This is a genomic window from Pantoea sp. GbtcB22, from assembly GCF_019091025.1.
Classification (GTDB): domain Bacteria; phylum Pseudomonadota; class Gammaproteobacteria; order Enterobacterales; family Enterobacteriaceae; genus Pantoea; species Pantoea leporis.
Genome location: NZ_JAGXKB010000012.1, coordinates 78,913 through 102,356, shown reverse-complemented (window position 1 = coordinate 102,356; position 23,444 = coordinate 78,913). Strand labels below are relative to the sequence as shown.

Below are 23,444 nucleotides of genomic sequence, written 5' to 3'. Positions count from 1 at the left end.
CGGTTAGCGCAGTAGGGCTCGACGACCCGGCTTGCCGGGGAGCCGGAGGGGGCCATGGTTCGTGACCTTCAGGTGTTTATGATCCCGGTAAGAAAACGGCAGCAGAGAAATCAGGCAGACAGCAGAAAGACAGGAAAGAAGAGGAAGAGAAGGCCAGACCACAGGCGAAAGCGCAGGCGAAGGGAGAGAGCCGGTGCGGCAGCACCGGGTTTACCCGGCCCGCAGGGCCGCCCGTCTTTTGCGGCCCTGGCAGATTGCACTAGGGACCCGCAGGCCCCCTAATCACACGACAGTCACTCCTCCAGCTCAGCCTGAAAGTGCATCTCCGCGAGGCTGACCAGCGATGCAAACGTCACGCCTTCTCCGGTAATGCCTTCCTGTTCACACAGGTGCATCAGGTTTGCGATCAGGTCCTGAACCGCCGTGAAGGCATCATCACCCCGCCCATCGAGACCGGTCCTGCGGGCAAATACCCACAGCGCTTCCGCCGCCGTGGTCGCCCTGTCCGTGTTGCCCCAGATAAGCGCGGGGCGCTCTGTTCCCTCTGCCGTCGCGGCAATCTCTTCAATAACGCTCATGGTGACGGGTTCATCTGTCCCGCTGATGGCGGGGTTTACTGGTTGTGTATCCGGTGACAGAATGTGTCCTGTAGACATATTGATCTCCTGCAAGTGGATCGGTGTTTCTGTGAGGCCCCGTGTTCGTCGCAGAATTCAGGGGCGGGAAATGGCAGGGTTACCCTGCCTTTTTTCTCTTGCTCAGTGCTCAGCCAGGCTGACCTCAAGGTGAGCTTTCAGCGACGCTTTCACCGCCGCCCAGGTGCGCTCACCCTCATCACCGAACTGATCGCGCAGTATTTCCCCCGTCAGCAGCCAGGCCGATACCACCGGTGCCGGTAATTTTGGCTTAGGAGCAGACCAGTCGCTGACCGCCCCGCTGACGTGGTTCGCTATGCTCAGCCCCACGCCGTACATCAGCTCATACCGCTCATGGCTGCGGCACCCGGTTTCTCTGTCGCTCAGCGACACCAGAAACGCCATGTCCTCCGCCATGAACTCCGGCAGCCCCTTCACGCTGAGGCGGTGTGACCATGTTTTACGCACCGGGCGTACGAAAGCCTTTACGGCGGCCATCACATCGGGGTGCCCCTGCCAGGCGTCATCTGCTATTCCGGCCGTGATGGCCTCAGCGCTGATCCGCAGCTGCTTCGCCGTTTCAAAGTTATCCCATGCGCTTTCCTGTGCGGCATCGCGCAGCAGCGCTTCCTTTTCCGACGCCAGGCGGCTGATTTCTGCCGGGCTGGTGACGTGTGCGTTCCACTGCAGATTGATGGCGTCGGCCGTCAGCACTTTCCTTTGCTGGTCGTCACGGATTACGATGGTGCGCGGCAGGAAACTCACCGGGCCCATGTCGCGGCCGAATTCACTGTCGAACCAGCATTTTTCAGAATCGCGCGCCTCCCACTCATCCTTAAGCCATGCTGCGGCGGCCAGCTCCATCGCCTCTGCTACCGTCCAGGCACGTCCGAGGTGAATACTCCCCGCACGCCAGAAGGTGCCATAAGCCGGGTCATCCTCCGGGTATTCGGTTTCACCATGCACGTCAACGCTGAACGGCTTTTCCTCTTCAGCCCAGCGGGCGAGTAATTCGGTGCGGGCCGCTTCCGCGTCTGCCATACAGCCCGCCACGTCATCGGGCAGCAGTAGTTCGTCTCTGTCCCAGGCGCTGCCATCGAGCATGACAGCCAGTTTCTTCACCGCGTTCACCATGTCATACACGCGGGATGAGTTAATTGCGCCCATATCTGCCAGTGATTTCACAATGTCAGCCGCATCCCACGGACAAAAATCCAGCTCCGGTGAGCTGACTTCAACGCCCGCCCGGTTCAGTGCGTGATACATCATCAGTTCGCCCTCAATTCTGGCCAGAGACACAAGCAGGGCCTCCTTGCGGACGAGCCAGCACGCGGACGGGGTTTTAACCCATGTTTTGGGAGATTCTGGCGTGGCGGTGTTGACGTTGACGTTGTGTGTGTTCATGGCATTTCTCCTGCTGAGGTGGGTTGTCATGTTTCGGTCGATCCAGTCGCGGCGAAGGGCAAAGGAGCAACGGCAGGCGGCAGATGCAGGGGCGCCGCAGGCGTTCATTTCACCCTTGCAGCTGACGAATGACGGTGCTACGAAAAGCCCTCCGCGCCTGGAATGACCGGAACAGCGCCACCGCGCGCGAAAACGGCATGAACACACCCCGGACGGCTCTGCCGGTCCGGGCCTCAGCGGCCACGTCCTTTTGTGGCCAGTGAATGCGCGGGCGACTGCCCGCTGCAGGGGTTGCTGTCCGCCATCAGACCCTAGCCGTCAGGCCCGGAACGCGTCCCTCTGCGGTCCGGCGGAGCTTACCGGCTTGCCGGTTAGCGCAGTAGGGCTCGACGACCCGGCTTGCCGGGGAGCCGGAGGGGGCCATGGTTCGTGACCTTCAGGTGTTCATGATCCCGGTAAGAAAACGGCAGCAGAGAAATCAGGCAGACAGCAGAAAGACAGGAAAGAAGAGGAAGAGAAGGCCAGACCACAGGAGAAAGCGCAGGCGAAGGGAGAGAGCCGGTGCGTCAGCACCGGGTTTTATCCGGCCCGCAGGGCCGCCCGCTTTTCACGGGCTGGATGAGAGCCAAACCCGGTTCTGAACGTGAGATAAAAAAAGCCCCTTTCGGGGCTGCGGTGTCCGGCCATACTCCGCTGTCAGGTGTAGCCCAGCCCTTTCATAATCAGCACGGTGATCGTCGCGACAGCGCCAATCATCCCGGTTGAAACCGCCACGGGATACCAGAACGTTTCGCGGTTCAGCTTGCCCGCCTCCGCGTTCAGCTTCTGCGTCTCCGCCATCAGTTTGGCGATCTCCGCGTTAATCCGGTTACTGTTAAGTTCGTTCATATCGGTTGCCGACATCCGTCAGTTCTCCCTCTCGGGCAGGGTCACAGCCTTTCTGCACCCTGCTGTCAGTATATCCCGCTGACCAGCTCTGCACCACGCCAGCGGACAAAATTCAGCCAGTACTGTTAATCGCACGGGCTTTCTTCAGCTCTGCAGCCAGCGGTTAGTGATTGCACCGGGTATCACCCTGTAGCCTGTATCGAACTCCAGAACGGCCACGGGCCATCTGTCACGCAGATAAAGACGTAACCCTTCCGGCTCGTCGGTGGGTTCATCCAGCACTTCACACATGCCCAGTTCTTCCCAGGGGACGGCACTGAATCCGGCAAACGTTCCGGCAGCGCAGATGTACTCGTACAAATCCATAAACTGTGCTGCTGTCAGGGCTTCCGGCGTCAGCGCAGCAGGGTTTACAGGCGCGTCAGCGTATGGGAGGATGCGTGTATCAGACATAGGGTTAACCTCTTTCATGTTTTGATGCAGGCCGGTACGTGTGGCTTCACGACCGACCGTTAAGGGAGCAGGCTCAGGCCTGCTTTTTTAATGCGTATTTTCTGCCGCCATTGCCAGCACGGCACCCAGCACCAGATCCGCATGCGCCTTCCAGGCATAATCCCTGCACTCGAAATAACGTCCGCGAATGTGCGCAAAAATGTGCGTCACCTGACCTGAATACATCTCGCTGGATTTAAACGTCTCGCCTGCCGGGGATGATCGCCAGTCCAGCGGCGGCATCACGTGCAGCTGATCGTTCCAGCGCGTTTCGCTGATCTCTGTCCAGGGCCTGAACAGGCGGGTGCAGTACATCGCATCGGCCTCGTCTTCCGTCATCAGCGCCATGTCCCAGTACTGCATCTGTAACTCTTCCAGCGTCTCAAACGTGCTCACTGAAACGATGCTGCCGTCATTCAGCGCTATCGCTTCACCGAACAGTTTGCCCGTTTCCACGCGCACAAAAACCAGGCTGTCAGCCGACTGGCTTTTGCCCTTCACCCATGTTTTGGGAGATTCTGGCGTGGCGGTGTTGACGTTGACGTTGTGTGTGTTCATGGCATTTCTCCTGCTGAGGTGGTTGTCATGTTTCGGTCGATCCAGTCGCGGCGAAGGGCAAAGGAGCAACGGCAGGCGGCAGATGCAAGGGCGCCGCAGGCGTGCATTTCACCCTTGCAGCTGACGAATGACGGTGCTACGAAAAGCCCTCCGCGCCTGGAATGGCCGGAACACGCCCCCGCGCGCGAAAACGGCATGAACACACCCCGGACGGCTCAGCCGGGCCGGGCCTCAGCGGCCACGTCCTTTTGTGGCCAGTGAACGCGCGGGCGACCGCCCGCTGCAGGGGTTGCTGTCCGCCATCAGACCCTAGCCGTCAGGCCCGGAACGCGTCCCTCTGCGGTCCGGCGGAGCTTACCGGCTGTGCCGGTTAGCGCAGTAGGGCTCGACGACCCGGCTTGCCGGGGAGCCGAAGGGGGCCATGGTTCGTGACCTTATCAGGGAGATGAATCAGGAGAACTACGGAAGGAAGAAATGGCAGAAGCAGAATCACAGCAGCAGGAAGACAGGAAAGAAGAGTGAGAGAAGGCCAGACCACATGAGAAAGCGCAGGCGAAGGGAGAGAGCCGGTGCGTCAGCACCGGGTTTACCCGGCCCGCAGGGCCGCCTGGGTTAACGTCGCAGTATTCTGTAGCCCGTGACCAGCAGCATAATGCCCAGCGCCATAAGCGCGTATGCCAGTCCGCCGCCAAATGTACTGTTCACGGCATCAGCGCTCTCTGCCGCCCCGGTTACCCCCTCACCGCTGCGGGACAGTAAGGTGCCCCACGCGAGCAGGCCCAGTCCTGAAATCGGTATAAGCCCTTTCAGCAAAACGATAAACAGCCTGTCGCCTGCGGGCTCACTGGCTTTTGATGCCATGACCCTCGCCAGGAGCAGACAAATGATGATACCCATCGAATATTCGGTTCCGGTGAGCGCATGCGGTAAGACAAAATAAAAGAGGGTTATCCAGATGCCATTCAGCACGGCGGCCAGAAGCCAGAAACTCATGTCAGATACCTCACTCCGGTTTAAGGATTTACGGGCTTAACGATCTTTGTCCCGATGCAGCGCACAGGATTGTGCTGTTTCAACAGATTGCCCCGCGCGGTGAAAGCACACGGGGCTGTTACCTTCAGCTTTTCAGCACCAGCCGGTTCGGCAGCGCCTGCCTGTCAGCATCCAGCGCCGCCTCCGTCGCGACTTTTACTTCGGCCTGAATGTCCAGCATGAGCCGCCAGAGCGGCTCCTCCCAGTACCAGGCAGGATCCAGACAGCGGCAGGAAGTAAACTTTGGCAGCCATGCTGTTACCATGTGAAAAATGTCTGATTCAAAGAACGCCTGTTCCTGCTGCCGCGCATACCATGTGCCAACCGTCAGCGGCGTCTGAAACGTCAGATCGATTTTCGCCTGTGCCAGACGCTGCTGATAGCGCCTGAGCTTCTTCGCCTCCACTTTGCCTTCCTGACTGACTTCCCGGTTAGCCCGGTGTGCGGTGCGTTTATCAAGGCGTTCGCGCTGTCTCAGCGCTGTCACAGGAAACAATCTGGGCGCGGTGTCCTGCGGCAGCGGTGACGGGCAACGCTCACCCCGTGAAGCAATCAGCATATCCAGCGCGGCCATGTATTCCACCGCTGCGGGCGAAAAGCGGTCGCGCGGGGAGTATTCCGGCACGATGCGGCGCAGATGGTCGGATGTCACCGTGCGGGTGTCGCAGTAATGACGCAGAAACGCGCTGGCATACGGATGGGCACCGCGCTGCGCGCGGCCCTGCAATCGCTTTTCAACGTCGGCAATCGCCAGGCTGACTGCGCGAGTGTACGGACAGGCAGGAACGAGGGACAGAGATCGGGGGATAATGTTCATGGTATTTTCTCCGGGTGAATGACCGCCCTCCGGGCGGCCTGCCGCTTTCAGCTTTCGCTGTCGTACGCGTCTGCGCTGCCGTTTACCGCCCCACCGGGCTGCAGCGGTTTCATCCACTGCGGCACCCAGCGCGTCCCCTCAAGGCAGGACTCCGCGAAGTCGGCGGCGTCACCCTTCTTCATCTTCTCTGCGTCCTTCGCGTTGCCCGTTTTGCCTGCTTCCGCGAGCGCCCCGGCAATCTGCTCTTTACTCATGCGCTTGAAGAACCCTTCTGCGGTCGGCTGCCACCAGTCGGCCAGGTCAAACGCCATCGCGGACTCCAGCGCATCGAGATTACTGGTCTGGCTGCGCCCGTAGACGCGATCCTGGAAGCAGCACACCGCCGTGGCGCTGCAGAATCCCAGCAGCCCGTGCACGTCGTCCGTGCTCCACGCCAGCAGCCAGCGGAAGTCCTGCGCCCAGTTCTCCGGCAGCCGCGCCTGCCAGTCAGCCTTCTGCTGCTGCATAAACTGCCACGCCTTCCCCTCCTCTTTTGCCGCTGAGTCGGAAACCAGCGCGGCGCTGTTATCCGTGAGGCTGATTTTCATGGGCGTACTGTCATAGCTACCGTGACTGAAGGTGGCGCGGCACAAGGTCCAGGTCAGCATGGCGACCGAAATATCCGGCTTTGTGCTGAGCGCGGCCTGCACCGCCAGCGACCGCTCGCAGGACATGGCGCGGACCAGCGCCGCCGAATACCCCTCTGACAGCGCCTGCATATCATCCTTGCTGGCGGGCGTGGTTTTCTTCGGCAGGTCAGCCACGCGCTGCACACCGCGCTGAATAACGCACGTGCCGAACTCATAACAGACGACCGCGCCCGTTTTGTCCTTGTCCAGCGCCGCCCAGCGGCGTTTATCCGCTGCGTTTTCAATCCCGGCAATCTGCGCTTTCAGCGGCGGCTTCAGCGCTTCGTCGTCGGTAAGCCGCCACTGTGCGCGCAGCTCGCTCACCTGTGCATCTTCTTCCGGGGTGTAGTCCGGGCAGCGCTCCTCAGGCACGACATAGCTGCGCTTAATTTTGCTGTCCCAGCCGTGCATCCGGCCGTCTATTCTCACTTCCGTCCAGGCAAATCCCTCCTCCTGCTGCACGGCTTCCGCAGTCTTCTGCAGTTTCTCCAGCGCGAGGCTCTCCACCAGGGCGGTATCGATGTACCCCTCGTCATCCCCGCTGAACAGGTCGGTGCGGATGATGCCGCCTGCGGCCAGGTAAGCATCTTTGCCCACAAAGGCAAACTTATGGGAGCGGCTGATTTCGGTTTCTGAAGAGGTGATCAGGTTACGAATGGTGTCGGCTGACGGGTTGTAATAGCTGGAAGCCTGATCCCATACCTCCATCTGGCGTTCATGTGAGTCAGCGAGCGTGAGCGCCTGGCACTGCTCGATCGTGATGTTGTCAGCAGCCAGTTCGTCAAGAATGGCGGGCGCGAGGCCGGAGAGCTTCAGGCAGCGCTGTACGTGACGCGAGCTGTAGCCCATGAGGTCACCAATCTGCGCGGGCGTTTTGCCCTCAGCTGACAGCGCCTGGAATCCGGCAATCTGCTCGGCGGGATGCATATCTTCACGCTCGCCGTTTTCGACCATCGAGGCTGCCCGGGCCAGCTCCTCTGACACCCGCTTAACGGGGATCGGCTGATCGGGCTGGTAAAAGCCCTGCGCGAGCAGCTGCTGCAGCGCGGTCAGACGCCGACCGCCGCAGGCCACGCCCAGCATGCCGTCCGGCATATCGTGCGCAATCAGGTTATGCAGCAGCCCTACGTTCTGAATGGTCGCGGCCAGCGAATCGATGCGCGACTGGACGTAAACCCGGCGGCGCACGTTCAGGGGGGAAACCGTCAGACGTGAAAGCGGGATCATTTCAATTTCCACTTTCTCCAGCGCCTGCTCAACCGCCGCTGCGGCCTTGTCAGCCTTCGCTTTTGCGCTGCGACGCGGGGCCTTTGGTTTTAAAAGAGATGATTCTTTAGATTTCTGAGCCGGGGTGTTGACGTTCTGCTGTGACATGTTGCTCTCCTCTTCAGGGTTAAGTGATGTTTCTCTGAGTTCCTTCGCCGTGAGGGCAGAACAGGCACGCGGGGTAAAGGCATCACGCAGGGGGAAACGGCAAAGCCGCAGCCCGGAGGGACCGGGTGCCGCCGTTTAGCCAGCGACCCTTGCGTGAGGCCGCCCGTGTGGCAGGTTTCTGCACGGCGGAGGAGCGCGGAGAATAAAAACAACACAACAGGAGGTGAACATGACGCAGCCCCGGACGGCGCGCCGTTCGCCGGTCCGGTCCCCAGCGGCCACGGCTTTTTGTGGCCAGTGAGCGCGAGGGCGCACGCCCGCTGCAGGGGCTGCTGTCCGCCATCAGACCCTAGCCGTCAGGCACGGAGCGCGGCCTTTCGCGTTCCGGCGGAGCTTACCGGCTTGCCGGTTAGCGCAGTAGGGCTCGACGACCCGGCCTGCCGGGGAGCCGAAGGGGGCCATCTTCAGTATCAGTCCGCCTCCGGCCATTGCATAAAACTGACTGAAACCGGAGGAAACGAGGTAAAACCTGAACTGAACACTGTTTTTTTGCATATATCATGCGGATTTCTGAAATTTCCCGCTCCTTTAACAAAGTATTCAGCACGGCCTGCGCTACGCATTGAACCGGCAGACGGGCCACCGCAGCGGCGAAGCCGCTGCAGTAGTCAGCTACTCCCCTGCCCTTCAGCTTTCAGGGCATCCCTGCCCCGGTAAGGTTATGCATCGATGCAAATCAGCAGGCTTGCAACGTCCGTATAGCTGAACGTGCCGCGCGGTAATTCCTCGTAATGCGTGGCCCTGGGGACCAGCGCCCGGTGCTGCCGGGGCCCGGCGGTACAGAGCGCCACCAGGCGCCCGCCGGGTGCCAGCAGGGAAAGGGCGCGGCTGATGTGCTTCAGGTCAGTTCCCTGGCGGAAAGGGGGATTCATGATGATCCGCTGATAACGGCCGCCGGGTTTACAGGACAGAAAGTCACCGCAAATCACGGTTACGTCCGGAAAGTTCGCCTGCAGCTGAGCGGCAAGCCCCGCGTTAAGCTCGACGCAGTCGCAGTTAACGCCAGGCGCGCCGGCCTGTATAGCCCGCAGTATGGCGCCCGTTCCCGCGCTGGGCTCCAGCACCCGGTCACCGGCACGTATCCCGGCCAGCGCCACCATTTTCTGACAGACGTCGTCCGGCGTGACGAACAGCTGCGTATCAGCGTGCACGGTCTGAACGGTGTAGCTCTGGCTGAGTTTCTGCTGCATCTGCGCAATGCGCGCTTTCAGATCTGATTTCATGGATAGGCCTCTTTATCAGTCCCCCGGGCCTCCCCGGGGGAACAGGATCAGCGCGGGATTTCGACCGTTTTCATGTCGGTGATGTAAACCGGCGACAGGGTGTAGCCCGTCGACATCACGCGGCGCAGACGGTAGGCGAGGTGGTTCTCACCGGCCGCCATGCCTTTTACCTGCTTAAAGTCGGCGTGCTTCTTACTCCACTCTTCCTTTGTCATGCTGACGAAGCCCTCACCCGGATAGTTGACGATCGGCGGACGCTTTGCGGCCGCCTTCGCCGCTTTTGCCTCTTCGGCCGATGGCGCCTTGTATTCGGTAATGCGGTCAGGCGTGAGCGTGGTCAGGGCATTTTTACGGCCCATAAAGGAATATTCATTCGTCACCAGCGAGCTGATTTTTCCTCCGCTGCGGTTCACGCGGATGATGGTCAGCCACTCGCCGCGACTTTTCACCTGGCCGCCCGGCACCATCTCGACGTCACCGGCCAGCACGCCGCCGTGTTCGTTGAGCATGGCGCGCTCATAGGTCAGGCGGTTACGGTAGTGGGCGGCCCAGCGGTTATGGCGCGCGATAGTGCGCTGATGGCAGGGAATGCAGATGTCGCGGGCCTGCTCCGCCGTGATGATTTCATCCCGCAGGGCTGACCAGATGCTGACGCTGCCCTCGTACTGGCTTTTATCCTGCGGGCGCGGATACTTCTCCAGCGTAAAGCAGCAGTAAAGGTGATCGACGTTGGCAATCGTCATGGCCATTGCACCGTTGAGGTTCTCCGACGACCAGAGCTTAATAAATTTCTCCGCGCTCTTAATCTCGCGCTCCGACTTGCGCAGGTCAGCCTCAATCTTTTTGATACGGCGCCAGCGCACGTCCGGGCGCTCCTTGTACGCCGCGTGGCGCAGCGAAGCCTCAGCGCGGCGTTCCCAGTATTCTGAGGTTTCGAAAAGGTTGACCGCGCGGCGCATGCCGTTTTCAATCTTCTGCGCGTGCTTACGGGCGCGGCGTTCACTGTGATGCCCGACCAGAATCGGCTGCCCCAGCGGTATGGCTGACGCCAGGCTGTCCACGGCGGCCAGCGCCTGCCCGGACTCTTCCGCACGCTTCTCGCTGTACTCTTCAAACCGACCGGCACGCGCTTCCTGGCGGTCAAACAGCGACTGGTCTTCATCTTCAATCACACCGGCCAGCTCGATTAGCAGGTCTTCACGACCCGGCGTCCACATGGGTGCCACGAACAGCCCCTGTTTTGGCGCCCACTTAAAGCCCGCCCTGCTGACGCGCTGATACATTTCCTCATCAAGACGCAGCGCTGCATAAAGGCGCAGCTTGTTGTCATCCGGGGAATAGGTGGCCTGATATGACTGGCCCGTGGTGTCGGTGTCAGTCAAAGATGCATTTGTAGGCTTCGTTGTCGCGCCCTGGACGTTGAGTTGTGACATGTTATTTATCTCCTGTGGGTTAAATGATGCTTTTGTGAGTATTCGCCGTCGCAAAAAGCAAAAGACCACCATCGGGAGCGCTGACAGGGCCGCCGCAGGCGCTTGTTACAGCCTTGTCAGCATGAGCGAGCGATTGTGGTCTCATGCACAGCGACGGTACGGATAACTCACGAAGGCACAGGAGCACGGGTAAAAGTGAACATGTCACAGCCCCGGAAGGACGGCGCGGCAGCGATGGCCATCCGGACAACAGAGCACCGGCGGCGTCATGCCGGTGCGGTGAATGCGCGGGCAATGCCCGCTGCAGGGGTGGACTTCAGCCATCAGACCTTAGCCGTCAGGCCCGGAACGCATTCTTCTGCGATCCGGCGGAGCTTGGCGGCCTGCCGCTTAGCGCAGTAGGGCTCGACGACCCGGCCTGCCGGGGAGCCGGAGGGGGCCATGTGCCAGAGATATCGTTTTCAGGCCAGCAGCGGAAACCCGGCAACGCATAAACCGCTATCCTCTGAAGAGGAGGACAAAACTATGTGCGGACGATTTGCGCAGTATCAGAGCCGGGATGTGTACTTTGACGCGCTCGGCGTAGCCGGCAGCGACTATGTACACGACCCGGAACCTATAGGACGTTACAACGTCGCGCCGGGAACCAATGTGCTGCTGCTCAGTGAACGGGGCGGAGAACTGAAGCTCGACCCGGTTTACTGGGGTTACGGACCGGAGTGGTGGGATAAACAGCCGCTCATCAACGCACGCGGTGAAACCGCGTCATCGGGCAGAATGTTCAAGCCTTTATGGAACCACGGACGCGCCGTAGTGTTTGCCGACGGCTGGTATGAGTGGCAGCGAAGCGGAGATAAAAAACAGCCTTATTTTATCTATGAGAGACACCATAAGCCGCTGTTTTTCGCGGCTATTGGTAAAGCCCCCTACGATGACATACACGGCCATGAAGGCTTCGTGATTGTGACGTCGGCCAGCAATAAAGGAATGGTTGATATTCATGACCGCCGACCGCTGGTACTGGAGGCGTCATCCGTCAGAGAGTGGCTGAGTGAAGACACCACACCTGAGCGCGCCGAGCAGATTGCCTGGAAAGCTGCGCTGCCGGAAAGCGATTTCAAATGGCATCCGGTCACAGACAAGGTAGGCAGCCCTAAAAATCAGGGTGCTGAACTGATCGAAAAGGTGGGATAGCAGGCCTCTTTGCTTCAACGCAGCCGGGCGGAGGTCACGAAACCACTATAGAAAGCATTGCTCTCTATAGTGGTTAGCTACTGATGCCAGTCTGTACGGATGCCTGTATCAGCTCCGCCCGGACAGCGTTTTATACAAACGAGCCAGCTTTAGCATCATCCCGCCTGAACGGGCCGTTAAATGAACCGGGGTATCGGCCTGCGTCGGCGCGCAGCGGCGCGCCTGCAGAACGATATCGCCGGTGACTTCGTCCCAGTTCCATGTCCCCGCCTGCGGTACGGGCAGCACATAACAGTTCAGCACCTGCCCTGAAGCGCCAGCGACCCGGCGCGCGAGCTCAAGCACCCGGCCTTCACGGCCTTCATCCCGCTCATCGCTGATAAGCCAGCCGTTCATAAAAAAGGCCTCCGCTCCATTACTGAGCGCAATGTGACAACAGGCCCCCATCACCGACGCGCACTCCTCACGGGTAACCGCGCTGTCTTTATTTTTCTCCATCATGCGCTTTCCTTTTCTGTTGATCGCGCCCCATTCTGTCCACGCATTTCCCTTTCAACCCACTGATAATAAGCCATAATCTCCCCTTAATGTCAGTGTGTCGTAAAGTCAGCGTCGGCAGCCCGCCGGCGCCACGCCCACGTCATGTTAAGCAGGTCGGCCGTGGCCACTGACCGCGTGCGCCAGCGGCGATACCACAGGCGATATGTCGTCGCGGTCTGTCCGGCCAGGTCGGTCTCGGCCTCACTGACCAGCCGCTCCTGCGCCTGCGCCCGCCGGTGCGCCTTGCGAGCATGGGGACACAGCGGACGGGGACTGTGACAGACAAGACTGCTAAGCAGAACGGCCATCAGTGCATCCCCCTGCGGCCCAGCCGGGCCGCAATCTCTGCCGGGCGAACGCCGGCCGCGATCATCTCCTCCGTCCGGGCCAGCAGCGCGCGTATGGCCACCGGGTCAAACCGTTCTGAATTGAGCACGTACAGGCCCGTGTGGTCCGGCATAATCCATATCAGACCGTGCCAGAACGGTGACTCCGCGCCGGGACTGAGAATATCCAGCGTCACGTGCTTACAGGTGCGGTGCGTCAGGCGCAGGTGAACCGGGAACACCCCGCCCCACTCGCCCCGGCTCTCGCAGTCCGTCCGCCACGCGTCGCTGAGCTTCAGCGCGTGCAGCACGGCGCCGCAGAGGCGCCGGCGGAACTCTTCCCCGCGCGCGCTGTAGGCTTCAAAGTCCGACGGTGAGAATGCGCGCAGACGCGCGGGCGTGATGACGTCGTCACGGGTAAGTTCGCTGCTGCGGCAGCTCATGCTTCCGCCGGAGAGGCGGCCATAGTAGGCGGTGCGCTTGCCTGACGGGCCTTTTGCTTTAGACTGTATCGCTGACATATTCGGACCTCATATCTGATGTGTCGCGCCCTGGCGGAGTCCTACCTCCGCCGGGGCACCCTTTCGGCCGGAAACCGGCCACCCTGCTGCTCACTGCAGCGGCCCCGCATCACCGGGACCGCGTCATTCAGAACGGAATATCGTCGTCAAAATCAATCGGCGGAGTGTTGTCCGTTGACGGCGCCGGGGATGGTGGCTGTGCCGCACTGCGACCGCCTTTTCCTCCCCTGCCCCCCTTCGCTGACGGATCCGGTGCAGCGGGTTGCTGACCGCTGAACTGCTGGCCGCCCTGAGCTGCGCTGCCTCCGCGCCCGCCCAGCATCTGCAGAGTGCCGCCGGTATTCACCACCACCTCGGTGGTGTACTTTTCCTGACCGTCCGTGCCCTGCCATTTGCGGGTGCGCAGCTGGCCTTCGATGTAGACCTGCGAACCCTTGCGCAGGTACTCCCCCGCCACCTCAGCGAGCTTTCCGAACAGCACCACGCGGTGCCACTCCGTGACCTCTTTGTTTTCGCCGGTCTGCTTGTCGCGCCAGCTCTCTGACGTGGCCAGCGTGAGATTTGCGACCGCGCCGCCGTTCGGCATATAGCGCACCTCCGGGTCCTGTCCCAGATTGCCGACCAGAATCACTTTGTTAACGCCCCGTGAAGCCATGTTCGTTCTCCTCATGCAGTGGTTTTTACCCCCGTCACCCGTTGAGTTTCGGGAGCCGCGGTGTTGACGTTTTGTGGAAATCGGCTGGTTTTTTCCTCCGGTATTCACTTCACCCGTTTGAGATCCTTCGCCGCGAGGGCGTAAACCAGCGCGGGTGACGGCAGACGTCCGGGGCGACGGGGGCATTTATTTCGGGTCTAACGGAGTGGCCAGAAAAAAATGTTCACGGCGTGCACTTCACCCTGGACGGCCACGGCGACTGTGCTTGTCTCAGCCCCGGCGAAAGGACTGAAACGGTGAAGGTGGAGGGAAAATCAGCAAGATGACGCTGCAACGTCGGCTGAGCGGCAGCGAAACGGCGTTGCACAACAGAGCGCCCGTCTTTCAGGGCGCGGTTCACGCGCCGGCACAGCCGGCTGCAGGGTCAGTACGGGTCAGATCGGTTGCGCCCGGCCTTTTATGTCTGCGTCAGCAACCGCCACCCGCAGGGCCCGGGCCAGGACAGTTTTCTGGCCTGGTGCGCAGCATGGCAGCGCGGCCCGCAGGGTGACGCCCGATCCAGGAGTCAGAGAGTCTTTTTTCAGATCGGGATTGTGAACCGGAGATATCGTGAACCCGCCCGCGCAACGTGGACAGCCGGCGCCGGAGGCGCCGGGATTTAACGTTCACTCAGCGAAGCGGGGTTTTCCACAATATGGGTGCACAGCAGTCCGGGAACCCTGTGGACAGTTTGACGCAGAGCACGGGGAGCATGGCCGGAAAGACCATTGATTACTTTATGAACAACTTATGACAGCAGCGCGGAGCCAAAAAAAAACCGGACGCGAGGGTCCGGAGTAACAGGAGTCAGCATTGCCGGTCTGAGGCCGGCGCTGCGGGGGTTCCTGGCATATCAGCAATTGCAATACAACAGACTGGTGTTGGTACTGGGAGTTACACACGGGATAAGCATAGCGTCAGACGCGTCAGTTTTTTCCAGGAAGCGTCTGATTTGACGGGAGAAGGTGCCGGTACGGTTACAGTTTATTAAACCCCCTGGTGAAATCGGGGTGAGAGGTCCGTACCGGCACAGGGAAATTTAGCACATTCAACGTGCTCAGGACTGAGGGTCTCCGGGTAACTGCGCGCCTTCCCGCCGGAGCTGCCACATGGCCTGCCGGATGCTCCAGAACCCGGGCGAGTAGAATACGCGCCCGAGCTTTTCCGCGATGGCTGGCGTAACCGGCCTTCGGTCACACAGCAGCGACCAGACCTCACGCTGCGCGAGCCCGGATTTCAGGCAAAATGATTTAACTGTCAGGTCATGTTCAGCGAGCAGGTAGGCCAGAAAGCGGCCGGGCGAGGTGCAGCCATCCATAATGCCCCGGGGTCCGTGGAGGTGATAGCCCGAGCATAAGAGGACAACGGCAGCGGTACAAGATCTGTACCATCGTTTATGAGAGATCCCCTGCAATATTCACACAGGTGATAATAAGAGTATTAACGGAAGGTTAAGTACTGATGTCAGGCAGCAGAAACAGAAAGGCCCGGAATCAATCCGGGCCATCTGAAACCAGTACGGCGTCATCCTGACACCTGTTGCGCATGCATTATATTCCAGCGCTGCGCTTAACACTGTCAGAATACCGAAAATAATTCATTATCTCTCACTACCCTGAGTGGGACTGGACCGGTCCATTACAAAGACTGACTTGTCACAGAATCTGAGCTCATTAATACTGTACATATAAACAGTATCGTTAAGAGGAGGATTTATGTGTCATATCATGTTGAATTCAGTAGTTCAGGCTGTCATCACTAAAGGGTCACAGTCGTGAAACCCGCAGTGTACAGCTCCGGCCTGATGCTGCTCTGGCCCCCCATCTTCACGCCGCGCGTGCGCGTGCCGCTGTTTGCGGACCCCTGCGCCGCAGGCTTTCCCTCTCCGGCACAGGATTATGTGGAGTCTGAACTTGACCTGAACGAACTCTGCATACGCCGACGCGCCTCCACGTTCTTCGTGCGCGCCAGCGGCAGCAGCATGGAAGGACTGGGGCTTTATGACGGCGACGTTATGGTGGTTGACCGGGCAGAGGAGGCATCGCACGGCGATGTCGTAATTGCAGAGGTTAACGGGGAATTCACGGTCAAACGCCTGCAGCTGCATCCCCGCCTCGCCCTGCTGCCTATGAATCCGGCTTACTCCACCATTTACCCGGAGGAGCTTCAGCTGCTCGGCGTGGTGACCTGGTTCTTCAACAGCACACGTGCGCGCCGGAGGTAGCCATGCCTATGTTTGGATTAGCCGACGCAAATAAGTTTTACGCCAGCTGCGAGGCGCTGTTCCGCCCGGACCTGCGCGGCAAACCCGTAGTTGTGTTGAGCAATAATGATGGCTGCGTAATCGCAAGATCGGTCGGAGCAATCGCTATGGGTATCAAAATGGGCATGCCATGGTTTCAGCTTAAAGCTCAGGAATACCCTGAAAAAATTCACGTATTTTCAAGCAATTACCCCTTTTATCACTCGATGTCGCAGCGGATCATGACAGCACTGGAAGAAATGACGCCGAAGGTGGAGCAATACTCGATTGACGAAATGTTCCTGGATATAACCGGCATTGACGGCTGCGAAGACTTTGAGCATTTCGGGCGGCGCCTGCGCGCGCACGTACTGGCCACTACAGGACTGACGGTAGGCGTGGGCATGGGCCCTACCAAAACGCTGGCCAAAAGTGCGCAGTGGGCCAGCAAAGAATGGAAGCAGTTTAAAGGCGTGCTGGCCCTGACCACGGGTAACCCGAAGCGCACCGCCACACTTCTGCAGAATCAGCCCGTAGAGGAAATCTGGGGCGTGGGAAGACGCATCGCTAAGAAGCTTAACATCATGGGCATTGAAAACGGCCTGCAGCTGTCGCGCGCGCACCCTGCCCTCATCCGGAAAAACTTCAGCGTGGTGCTGGAGCGAACTGTGCGGGAGCTGAACGGCGAATCCTGCATTCCGCTCGAAGAGTTCGCGCCCGCAAAACAGCAGATCGTCTGCTCGCGGTCATTTGGCGAGCGCATCACGTCGAAAGTGGCCATGCAGCAGGCGCTCTGCCAGTACGCGACGCGCGCGTCCGAAAAGCTGCGCGGAGAGCGGCAGTTCTGCCGCCGCGTCGGCATCTTTATACGCACGTCTCCTCACGCCCCCGGCGAGGTGTTTTATGGCAACAGCGCCGGCGAGAACCTGAAAGTGCCCACTCAGGACACCCGTGACGTTATTGAAGTGGCCATGCGCAGCCTGGACCGTATCTGGCTGGAGGGAAGGCGCTACATGAAAGCCGGCATCATGCTCGATGACTTCACTCCGAACGGCGTCAGCCAGCTGAGCCTGTTTGATGAGGACGGACCGCGTCCGAACAGTGCGCAGCTGATGAAGGTGCTGGACGGCATCAACCAGTCCGGACTCGGTAACCTGTGGTTTGCGGGTCAGGGTGTCAGCACAGAATGGAAGATGAAGCGAGAGATGCTAAGTCCAGCATGGACGACTCGCTGGAGTGACATTCCAGTAGCGCGAGTCATGTAGTTGGCAGCAGACTACGATATTGATCTGGCATCTACCAGAGCTTTGCACTATACCCAATAAAGAATGCACAAGATGAACCCAAAGTAACCACAATGAATATACATTAGATATTTAATGTGGTTACAATAGATACTTAATTTAACGGTGATATAGTCAACGAATCAGTTATCGAGCGCCCCATCGTTCTCGAGCTTTTCACGCAGAGCCTCCAGAATGTATGCACTAAAATCCAGCGATGTCTTATTTGAGGCTTTAAGTTGCGCATGGGCTTCAAAGTAGGTCTCAGGCACAGCCCTGAGATTTTTGCTACGGGCTTTGCTTTTCGTGAATGGCTTCGTTTCATCGCTGGTTTTATCTGCTGGGGCGGTTGAAGTTTTTAGTTTTGCAGAACTCATTAGCCCAGCGAGTTTTTCGTGTTGATTCGCAAAATCCAGCTTCTTAGTCATGTATATACCCTATACTCTCAATGGATATTTAATAGATATGCAATAGATGCACATTGAGTATACAACAGACTCACTTAGAGTATCTATTGCGTGTTTTGTTTTTATCTGCCTTTAACAATCTCAAGCATTTCTTCCACCATTGAAATCACCTCTTTACCGCCTGCAGTGACACGCCCGTGCACTGACTCAGTTATGCCAAAACCGGTTTCAATTGTTTCTTCAAAATCTTGAGTGCGATATGAAAGGCGACTCTTCATTAATTTAATGTGTTTAAATGAGGGAAGTAGCGCCTCAAGTTTTGGATAATGTTTTTTATTCGGATTGGTTTTGCACAGGAATAGATGGGCTTCTACATGCTGGCCTATGATTTCACTTATTTCTCCCAGCACCCTATCAAAACTCATCAAGCCTATCCTCTCAGTGAGAGAGTCCTTTGCAGGAACAATAATAAGATCTGCATAAGCAACCGCCGTACGAGTCATATCAGAGTCAAACCCCCCGCAGTCAATAAACAAGATATCTTCTTTATCCTTGAACAAGCTTATTTCATGCACTAACTCTTGTTGGGTCTCAGGAATTGATATTGGAATTTGTCTGTCGCTTGGACGCAGGCCGTGAATGATTGAAAGCCCCTTATGAGTATCTAGGTCAAGGGCTTTCATAGGTTTCAGTTCGCCTGATACATGTACAGCCGAGGTTGTCTTACCTGCCCCGCCCTTATTGTGTGCCATAACAATAACTGTCATATCTGCCACCTTAATTATGCTTGTAAGACGCACATTGAATCCACAAACTGCGCACTTTGGGTTCACATTGAGTATGCAATGCATATCTTAGAACGAGTTGATTTATACCATTTCAGAAATACACATGCAAATACTTTGCGTACTCAACGAGACCACTAAAGACGCACGTTAGATACCTTATGAATATACAATAGATATCCAACGAATACACTAAGTGCACACAATCCACAGGCTTTCCATCTTCAAGGCAAGTCAGGGCAAGTCAGGGCAAGTCAGGGCAAGTCAGGGCAGGGCAGGGCAGGGCAGGGCTATGGTAACTTCAAGGAACAAATATCATAAGCCAGTCAAATCAGAGAGTAAAAGTCCGCACAATTACTTAAGTGAGTTGCGATAAGTGATGCTGGGTTTGTTATTGCACTAAGAGATGTGAAAATAAAGAAGTATGTTTAGGAAAGAATATTAGTTTTCGTTTTTATCGATAACGTGTCGTACGAATTTTCGTTGCTGTGCCTTGAGGTATTGAGCTTTTCTTCCTTTAGGCATAAACATTAAATCGTGATCTATCATGGCTAGAATTACTGCTTTCTCATATTCCTTTTGAGGTATTATTTCACCTTTAAAGGTGATGATGAGGAGTGGGTCATTTTCATCACGGAGGACTCTGGAATGATAAAGGTCATCATAAGCGGGTGAAGCGCCGGGATCTGATATAGAAGGCTTAACCATCCCATATTTAATACGACTGTGGGCAATGGGATCGAATACTTCGATGTATCCCTGCTGTTCCCATAATTCTTGAAGATCAAGAATGTCGTCCTCATATGAGTCAACAACATCTTGATCGAAACCAAACGTATCGCTAGTTGATGCGAACTTTAATGAGATTTCAACGCGCGAAATAGTGATTTTTGCCAACGCTCAAGCCTTCCTTTTCTCGATCAGCACTTCGCAGCGCCCTAAACTGGGAGCGACGTTCATCCCTGGAGCCACGAAGCTGTACGCTTCCAGACTCACTAGAGTCGCGAAGAAAAGCTGCAACTTGTTTTTGGGTTAGGACTTTTTGGTTGTTCATATGAACCTCCACTGGTAAACGTCAACAGTATAAACTGTGTGCACCTAGAATTATAGTCAAACCTATTTTTCTCCAGAAGCCATGTTAATCCTCTGCTCCCTTTTAGATCCTATAGTCCCTTCCAGCATCTTCAGAAGACGTTTTTTTATCTGGATACCATTCATTTAGGTATACCCAAACGACACCAAATAACTGTCTTCTCGCGGGATTGCAAAATTCACAAGTTTTTCAGAAGCGCCACGGCCTCATTTCCCGGCATCTGAAACTGCACCCGGTGCCGGGCCGCCACATCCAGCGCGAACACCCGCGTATAAATTTCCGTCGACTTCGCGCTCTTGTGCCCGAGCAGGCTCTGCAGCGCCTTGAGCGGCGTGCCGGCGTACAGCATGTGCATGGCGTAGCTGTGCCGGAAGGTGTGCAGGGTCACCGGTATCGAGAACGTTACCCCCTCTGACGCCGCCGCCTCCACCGCCTCGTTCAGCCAGGTGCGCGCCGTGCGGTCGGTGATGTCCCACAGCCGCACCCGCTCCGCCCGCCCGGTCTTCTCGCTCTTACGCTCCAGCGGAATGCGCAGGGTGGCGATCATCATCTCCAGCTGCGTCACGTACTGCGCATCGGAAAGGGGCACCAGCCGGTGGGGCACGACGCCGGCGGCGCGGCGTCCGGCCCGGTGCTCCGCCTTATCCTCGCGCTGCTTGAGCGTGGCCAGCTGCACGAACGGGTACTGCTGGCGCAGCAGAAAGTCCCCCCGCGTCAGCGCCAGCGCCTCGCTGATGCGCGCGCCGGTGTTCCACAGCGTAGTGAACAGCATCTTGCGGCGCAGGTCGGGCATAAAGTGGAGCAGGGCGCTGACCTCCGGCGCCAGCAGGTACTTCGGCAGGTCGTCGACCAGCGCGGCCATCTGGCGCAGGGCCAGTGCCGCAGGATAGTCGATGGCCACCGGCAGCTGCGCGGGCGGCGTGTCATAACCATAAGAAACAAGGCCGGTCATAACACGTTTATTCCCAGAGTTAACGCGCCGGAGCTCAGTGCCTCACCAGAGGCACTACGCGGGTAACACCCTTCTATCGATGGTTGAGGCCTACTGATGTTCATTACTTTAATCACCTTCTCTTACATCATGTGCAGGCTGAGATTTGTTCTCATCCTGCCCAAAAGGCATATCGCCGATTTCCTTGAGAAGAGGCGCCCAACCGCTGCTGAACCAGCCTCCCGGATCTTCTCCATTGAATACCTGTTGTAGCCAGCGGGTCGTTGAACGAAGCCGTGCGTCCTGATACCAGACAGCGTGATGGTGTCCAATGACGGACCAGAAGTCGAAATCTGGATCGGGTGGGGTGAACTCATAGGTGTTAAGGGTCAGGTGTGCTCCCCGGGATTTCAGAAACTTCAGGAAGTGCTTGAGATTGCCATATCCACCACTTCCCATCCCGCTCCCCAGATAAAAGGCTTCGGTCACCACGCCCACCTCTGTATGCCCTGTATCCGTGCATGTCCGGAGGATGATAAGCGTGCCTTCATGGCGGCCTTTACGGATTCTGATGAGTTCAAAGGTAAAGTTCCCGCCCTCAGGCGGCAGAAAAAATTCAGTGAACCCGCGGCTGCCCAGACGAATGACCGCGAAAGGGGAACCTTCGCCGGTTAGCAGCCAGTCACTGCTGACCCCAAAATGGGTGCTCAATTTATCCGTCAGTTCGGCCGAAACGTCATCCAGACCGTCTAAATAGTCCATCAGCTTGCCGGGGGAATTATCAATCATCCGTGCAACCCGGACAATATCGGTAGTGTCAGCGGGTTTATCACTTTTCCATTTATCAAGCAGCCCGTCAGCCTTGAGCCGATCAAAAAGCCACTGCAGACGCTGACCTGTCTGCTGCTGCCAGCTCTCACGCTTTGTTAGGGCAGGTACAACTTCAACAGCCGGCTGATAGTAATCCCGTAATGCCGTACGAACCTCCCCCTCGATGGAGCGCTCATTCCTCATCGCGGAGGCCTCAATACGCTGGTAAAGCACATCGTCCACATTCCTGGCCTGAATTTTCGCCATGACTCAACCTCTTTTCTTTATGCATGAAGTAGACAGCAGGCTGTAAAAAATCACAGCATGCGTCAAGATAAAGAAAATTATTTATCAATGTATTCATTGAGAGTCAATTTGCATTCATTAACAAAATTAAGGGGATGATGACAACCTAAACTATTTCTGTCCGCAATTACCGCATCACCCTGCGCGCTGGATCCGCTTTCTTCTTTATTTGTGATTTTCCCGGAAGCGTAGCACGCCGATATGGAACGTCATAGCGTCATTTTTTCCCGCATCTTTCTCTGACGCACCCCGTATGTTGTGCCATCGGCAGCTGAGTGAGCCACTATATGTAGTACCCCGGGCGAAAAACCGCCCGCCGGAGAGGCAGGATCCGGTTCCGCCTTTTTTCGGATCCTGATCAGTTAGCAATGTCAGGAATGCTGAATTATGTAAATTATGGAGGAATTTTCCGGGAAAGTATGTTCTGACCTTCTGTGCAGGATTAAGTGTTAAGTGCAATAATTCTGCCCTGATGATTCGATAATGATGGAGGGTGAAGAGGCTGCGCGACAGTGGCGGTTGCTTCACTGAACGGAGACCTGTAAGCCCTGAACTCTGTATGTACGCCAGGACGTTAACTCATATCACCAGACTTATTTCAATTAGCAGTTAATAATACTGATTAATTAACATTAACTTTATTCAGCATGGAGCATGATATAAACATAACGTTACAAATTTGGTAACCACCTGTTTATTTTGTCTTTATTAAAAAAATAACGCGACAGATTTACCATCAGGTAACTTTTTCACCAAAATTTATTGATCTGATGATAAATAATCATAACCATAGTAAAAATTGTTATGTGAGGGTTAACAGTGGGTCTGGGCGGCAGACATAATGAAGACTAACAGGATGAGTTCATGAGGCATGTTCACCCGATAATAAATATTATAATTTCCGCATTGATGTTTGCCGTAGCGGGTACACTTGTCAAAGTGGCATCTCATAAAACCGATTTGCTTTCACTCGTGTTCTGGAGAAACGTATTCAGTTTCCTGTGCGTGATAATTGCTGGCGCTCTGTCGGGTAAACTGAACTTTTCGTCCGAAAAAAAGAAGACGCACGTTCTCAGAGCGCTTTTTACGTTTCTTGCTTTAATCAGCTATTTTTATTCGGTGGCCCACACTCATCTTGGTAACGCCGTGCTGCTTCAGCAGACTTCCCCAATATTTGTTCCGTTAATTTCCCTGATTGTCCTGAAAAAAATATCAGACCGGTATGTATGGTATGGGATCATTATCGGATTTATTGGGGTGGGACTGACTACGGGTATAGGCTTAAGCACTCTGAATAAAGGCGATCTGGCAGGGATTATAGCCGGATTTATGGGGGGAGCCGCCACCGTGACAATATGGCTGATGTCGTCTACGGAAGCGCCGTTTAAACAGATGCTTTATTTCTCTCTGTACTCCCTGATATTTTCCATTACGTTTATTCCCTGGGTATGGCAGTCATTTGATTTATCGCAGGTGCCCTACTTCATTGCGCTGGGGATCGTCACGACGTTAGCTCAGTATTTTCTCTCTGTGGCGTGCTCGCAGGCTCCCACGGATAAAATCATTTCCTGGAGCTATACGTCCGTTATTTTCGCCACCCTTTTCGGTTATCTGGGATGGCAGGAGAACCTGTCTCTGACCATGCTGGCCGGAATGTTATTTATCGTGCTGGGGGCAACAATGTCATCCAGGTTCAGCGCCGCCAGAGAATAAATTAACAGGAGGTTT

23 protein-coding genes are annotated in these 23,444 nt (G+C 56.7%); 4 read left to right on the top strand and 19 right to left on the bottom strand.

Annotated elements, in window-relative coordinates; genetic code table 11:
- Nucleotides 1–293: 293 nt before the first annotated feature.
- From KVT28_RS24105 to KVT28_RS24060, 10 genes are all read right to left on the bottom strand, one after another.
- Nucleotides 294–656: a hypothetical protein gene (locus tag KVT28_RS24105; protein WP_217550609.1), complete on the bottom strand. Its 363-nt coding sequence runs from the start codon at nucleotides 654–656 to the stop codon at nucleotides 294–296.
- A 102-nt stretch (nucleotides 657–758) separates the two neighbouring features.
- A complete protein-coding gene (locus tag KVT28_RS24100; RefSeq protein WP_217550607.1) occupies nucleotides 759–1,934 on the bottom strand; it encodes a Hok/Gef family protein in 1,176 nt (391 codons plus the stop codon).
- A gap of 801 nt (nucleotides 1,935–2,735) precedes the next feature.
- Nucleotides 2,736–2,942 carry a hypothetical protein gene (locus KVT28_RS24095; protein ID WP_217550605.1) on the bottom strand — a complete coding sequence of 69 codons (207 nt, stop codon included), beginning with the start codon at nucleotides 2,940–2,942 and terminating at the stop codon, nucleotides 2,736–2,738.
- 129 nt (nucleotides 2,943–3,071) lie between these two features.
- Nucleotides 3,072–3,380: a hypothetical protein gene (locus tag KVT28_RS24090; RefSeq protein WP_217550603.1), complete on the bottom strand. Its 309-nt coding sequence runs from the start codon at nucleotides 3,378–3,380 to the stop codon at nucleotides 3,072–3,074.
- 87 nt (nucleotides 3,381–3,467) lie between these two features.
- Nucleotides 3,468–3,977, bottom strand: a complete 510-nt coding sequence (locus tag KVT28_RS24085) for a hypothetical protein (RefSeq protein WP_217550602.1) — start codon at nucleotides 3,975–3,977, stop codon at nucleotides 3,468–3,470.
- A gap of 612 nt (nucleotides 3,978–4,589) precedes the next feature.
- Entirely contained in the window at nucleotides 4,590–4,970 is a 381-nt protein-coding gene (locus KVT28_RS24080) for a hypothetical protein (RefSeq protein ID WP_217550600.1), read from the bottom strand.
- A gap of 124 nt (nucleotides 4,971–5,094) precedes the next feature.
- Nucleotides 5,095–5,826, bottom strand: coding sequence for a plasmid SOS inhibition protein A (locus tag KVT28_RS24075; protein ID WP_217550598.1), 732 nt, complete (start codon nucleotides 5,824–5,826; stop codon nucleotides 5,095–5,097).
- A 47-nt stretch (nucleotides 5,827–5,873) separates the two neighbouring features.
- On the bottom strand, nucleotides 5,874–7,868 hold the full coding sequence (locus KVT28_RS24070; RefSeq protein WP_217550596.1) for a ParB/RepB/Spo0J family partition protein: 1,995 nt from the start codon (nucleotides 7,866–7,868) through the stop codon (nucleotides 5,874–5,876).
- A 719-nt stretch (nucleotides 7,869–8,587) separates the two neighbouring features.
- The gene (locus KVT28_RS24065) at nucleotides 8,588–9,151 is read right to left on the bottom strand and encodes a class I SAM-dependent methyltransferase (RefSeq protein WP_217550594.1); all 564 of its coding nucleotides are present in this window, start codon (nucleotides 9,149–9,151) and stop codon (nucleotides 8,588–8,590) included.
- Nucleotides 9,152–9,198: 47 nt separating this feature from the next.
- Entirely contained in the window at nucleotides 9,199–10,584 is a 1,386-nt protein-coding gene (locus KVT28_RS24060; RefSeq protein ID WP_217550591.1) for a DUF3560 domain-containing protein, read from the bottom strand.
- A 525-nt stretch (nucleotides 10,585–11,109) separates the two neighbouring features.
- On the opposite strand from KVT28_RS24060, the gene KVT28_RS24055 reads away from it, so the two are divergent.
- A complete protein-coding gene (locus KVT28_RS24055; protein WP_217550615.1) occupies nucleotides 11,110–11,778 on the top strand; it encodes an SOS response-associated peptidase family protein in 669 nt (222 codons plus the stop codon).
- Between the two features lie 108 nt (nucleotides 11,779–11,886).
- Here KVT28_RS24055 and KVT28_RS24050 read toward each other — a convergent pair whose 3' ends face one another.
- The 4 genes from KVT28_RS24050 to KVT28_RS24030 all read right to left on the bottom strand — a co-directional run bounded on the left by KVT28_RS24050 (nucleotide 11,887) and on the right by KVT28_RS24030 (nucleotide 15,177).
- Entirely contained in the window at nucleotides 11,887–12,279 is a 393-nt protein-coding gene (locus tag KVT28_RS24050; protein ID WP_217550589.1) for a hypothetical protein, read from the bottom strand.
- Nucleotides 12,280–12,625: 346 nt separating this feature from the next.
- Entirely contained in the window at nucleotides 12,626–13,165 is a 540-nt protein-coding gene (locus KVT28_RS24040; protein ID WP_217550585.1) for a conjugation system SOS inhibitor PsiB family protein, read from the bottom strand.
- A 127-nt stretch (nucleotides 13,166–13,292) separates the two neighbouring features.
- The gene (locus KVT28_RS24035; RefSeq protein ID WP_217550582.1) at nucleotides 13,293–13,820 is read right to left on the bottom strand and encodes a single-stranded DNA-binding protein; all 528 of its coding nucleotides are present in this window, start codon (nucleotides 13,818–13,820) and stop codon (nucleotides 13,293–13,295) included.
- Nucleotides 13,821–14,916: 1,096 nt separating this feature from the next.
- Nucleotides 14,917–15,177, bottom strand: a complete 261-nt coding sequence (locus KVT28_RS24030; protein ID WP_217550580.1) for an XRE family transcriptional regulator — start codon at nucleotides 15,175–15,177, stop codon at nucleotides 14,917–14,919.
- Nucleotides 15,178–15,663: 486 nt separating this feature from the next.
- Between KVT28_RS24030 and umuD the strand changes: the two genes are divergently transcribed.
- Both umuD and umuC read left to right on the top strand, forming a co-directional pair.
- Nucleotides 15,664–16,083, top strand: coding sequence for a translesion error-prone DNA polymerase V autoproteolytic subunit (umuD, locus tag KVT28_RS24025; RefSeq protein ID WP_167144175.1), 420 nt, complete (start codon nucleotides 15,664–15,666; stop codon nucleotides 16,081–16,083).
- An 8-nt stretch (nucleotides 16,084–16,091) separates the two neighbouring features.
- Nucleotides 16,092–17,366 (top strand): translesion error-prone DNA polymerase V subunit UmuC, encoded by a 1,275-nt coding sequence (gene umuC / locus KVT28_RS24020; protein WP_217550578.1) that lies wholly within the window; start codon nucleotides 16,092–16,094, stop codon nucleotides 17,364–17,366.
- Between the two features lie 161 nt (nucleotides 17,367–17,527).
- Here the strand turns inward: umuC and KVT28_RS24015 are convergent, their stop codons facing one another.
- The 5 genes from KVT28_RS24015 to KVT28_RS23995 form a co-directional block, all read right to left on the bottom strand.
- Entirely contained in the window at nucleotides 17,528–17,812 is a 285-nt protein-coding gene (locus KVT28_RS24015) for a molecular chaperone GroEL (protein WP_217550575.1), read from the bottom strand.
- Nucleotides 17,813–17,913: 101 nt separating this feature from the next.
- Complete coding sequence (locus KVT28_RS24010; RefSeq protein ID WP_217550573.1) at nucleotides 17,914–18,558, bottom strand: ParA family protein; 645 nt, start codon at nucleotides 18,556–18,558, stop codon at nucleotides 17,914–17,916.
- Between the two features lie 459 nt (nucleotides 18,559–19,017).
- Nucleotides 19,018–19,473 carry a hypothetical protein gene (locus KVT28_RS24005; protein ID WP_217550571.1) on the bottom strand — a complete coding sequence of 152 codons (456 nt, stop codon included), beginning with the start codon at nucleotides 19,471–19,473 and terminating at the stop codon, nucleotides 19,018–19,020.
- Between the two features lie 374 nt (nucleotides 19,474–19,847).
- A complete protein-coding gene (locus tag KVT28_RS24000; protein ID WP_217550569.1) occupies nucleotides 19,848–20,621 on the bottom strand; it encodes a site-specific integrase in 774 nt (257 codons plus the stop codon).
- Nucleotides 20,622–20,729: 108 nt separating this feature from the next.
- Entirely contained in the window at nucleotides 20,730–21,677 is a 948-nt protein-coding gene (locus tag KVT28_RS23995) for a hypothetical protein (protein ID WP_217550566.1), read from the bottom strand.
- A gap of 903 nt (nucleotides 21,678–22,580) precedes the next feature.
- On the opposite strand from KVT28_RS23995, the gene KVT28_RS23990 reads away from it, so the two are divergent.
- A complete protein-coding gene (locus KVT28_RS23990; RefSeq protein ID WP_217550564.1) occupies nucleotides 22,581–23,429 on the top strand; it encodes a DMT family transporter in 849 nt (282 codons plus the stop codon).
- The last annotated feature ends 15 nt before the right edge of the window (nucleotides 23,430–23,444 follow it).

Coding starts and splice junctions, on each gene's coding strand:
- KVT28_RS24105 (WP_217550609.1), bottom strand. CDS start 656: ATGTCTACAGGACACATTCTGTCACCGGATACACAACCAGTAAACCCC.
- umuD (WP_167144175.1), top strand. CDS start 15,664: ATGCTGCTCTGGCCCCCCATCTTCACGCCGCGCGTGCGCGTGCCGCTG.
- KVT28_RS24095 (WP_217550605.1), bottom strand. CDS start 2,942: ATGTCGGCAACCGATATGAACGAACTTAACAGTAACCGGATTAACGCG.
- KVT28_RS24040 (WP_217550585.1), bottom strand. CDS start 13,165: ATGTCAGCGATACAGTCTAAAGCAAAAGGCCCGTCAGGCAAGCGCACC.
- umuC (WP_217550578.1), top strand. CDS start 16,092: ATGTTTGGATTAGCCGACGCAAATAAGTTTTACGCCAGCTGCGAGGCG.
- KVT28_RS24070 (WP_217550596.1), bottom strand. CDS start 7,868: ATGTCACAGCAGAACGTCAACACCCCGGCTCAGAAATCTAAAGAATCA.
- KVT28_RS24055 (WP_217550615.1), top strand. CDS start 11,110: ATGTGCGGACGATTTGCGCAGTATCAGAGCCGGGATGTGTACTTTGAC.
- KVT28_RS24035 (WP_217550582.1), bottom strand. CDS start 13,820: ATGGCTTCACGGGGCGTTAACAAAGTGATTCTGGTCGGCAATCTGGGA.
- KVT28_RS24075 (WP_217550598.1), bottom strand. CDS start 5,826: ATGAACATTATCCCCCGATCTCTGTCCCTCGTTCCTGCCTGTCCGTAC.
- KVT28_RS24000 (WP_217550569.1), bottom strand. CDS start 20,621: ATGACCGGCCTTGTTTCTTATGGTTATGACACGCCGCCCGCGCAGCTG.
- KVT28_RS24085 (WP_217550602.1), bottom strand. CDS start 3,977: ATGAACACACACAACGTCAACGTCAACACCGCCACGCCAGAATCTCCC.
- KVT28_RS23995 (WP_217550566.1), bottom strand. CDS start 21,677: ATGGCGAAAATTCAGGCCAGGAATGTGGACGATGTGCTTTACCAGCGT.
- KVT28_RS24090 (WP_217550603.1), bottom strand. CDS start 3,380: ATGTCTGATACACGCATCCTCCCATACGCTGACGCGCCTGTAAACCCT.
- KVT28_RS23990 (WP_217550564.1), top strand. CDS start 22,581: ATGAGGCATGTTCACCCGATAATAAATATTATAATTTCCGCATTGATG.
- KVT28_RS24010 (WP_217550573.1), bottom strand. CDS start 18,558: ATGACAGTTATTGTTATGGCACACAATAAGGGCGGGGCAGGTAAGACA.
- KVT28_RS24015 (WP_217550575.1), bottom strand. CDS start 17,812: ATGACTAAGAAGCTGGATTTTGCGAATCAACACGAAAAACTCGCTGGG.
- KVT28_RS24030 (WP_217550580.1), bottom strand. CDS start 15,177: ATGGATGGCTGCACCTCGCCCGGCCGCTTTCTGGCCTACCTGCTCGCT.
- KVT28_RS24050 (WP_217550589.1), bottom strand. CDS start 12,279: ATGATGGAGAAAAATAAAGACAGCGCGGTTACCCGTGAGGAGTGCGCG.
- KVT28_RS24060 (WP_217550591.1), bottom strand. CDS start 10,584: ATGTCACAACTCAACGTCCAGGGCGCGACAACGAAGCCTACAAATGCA.
- KVT28_RS24080 (WP_217550600.1), bottom strand. CDS start 4,970: ATGAGTTTCTGGCTTCTGGCCGCCGTGCTGAATGGCATCTGGATAACC.
- KVT28_RS24065 (WP_217550594.1), bottom strand. CDS start 9,151: ATGAAATCAGATCTGAAAGCGCGCATTGCGCAGATGCAGCAGAAACTC.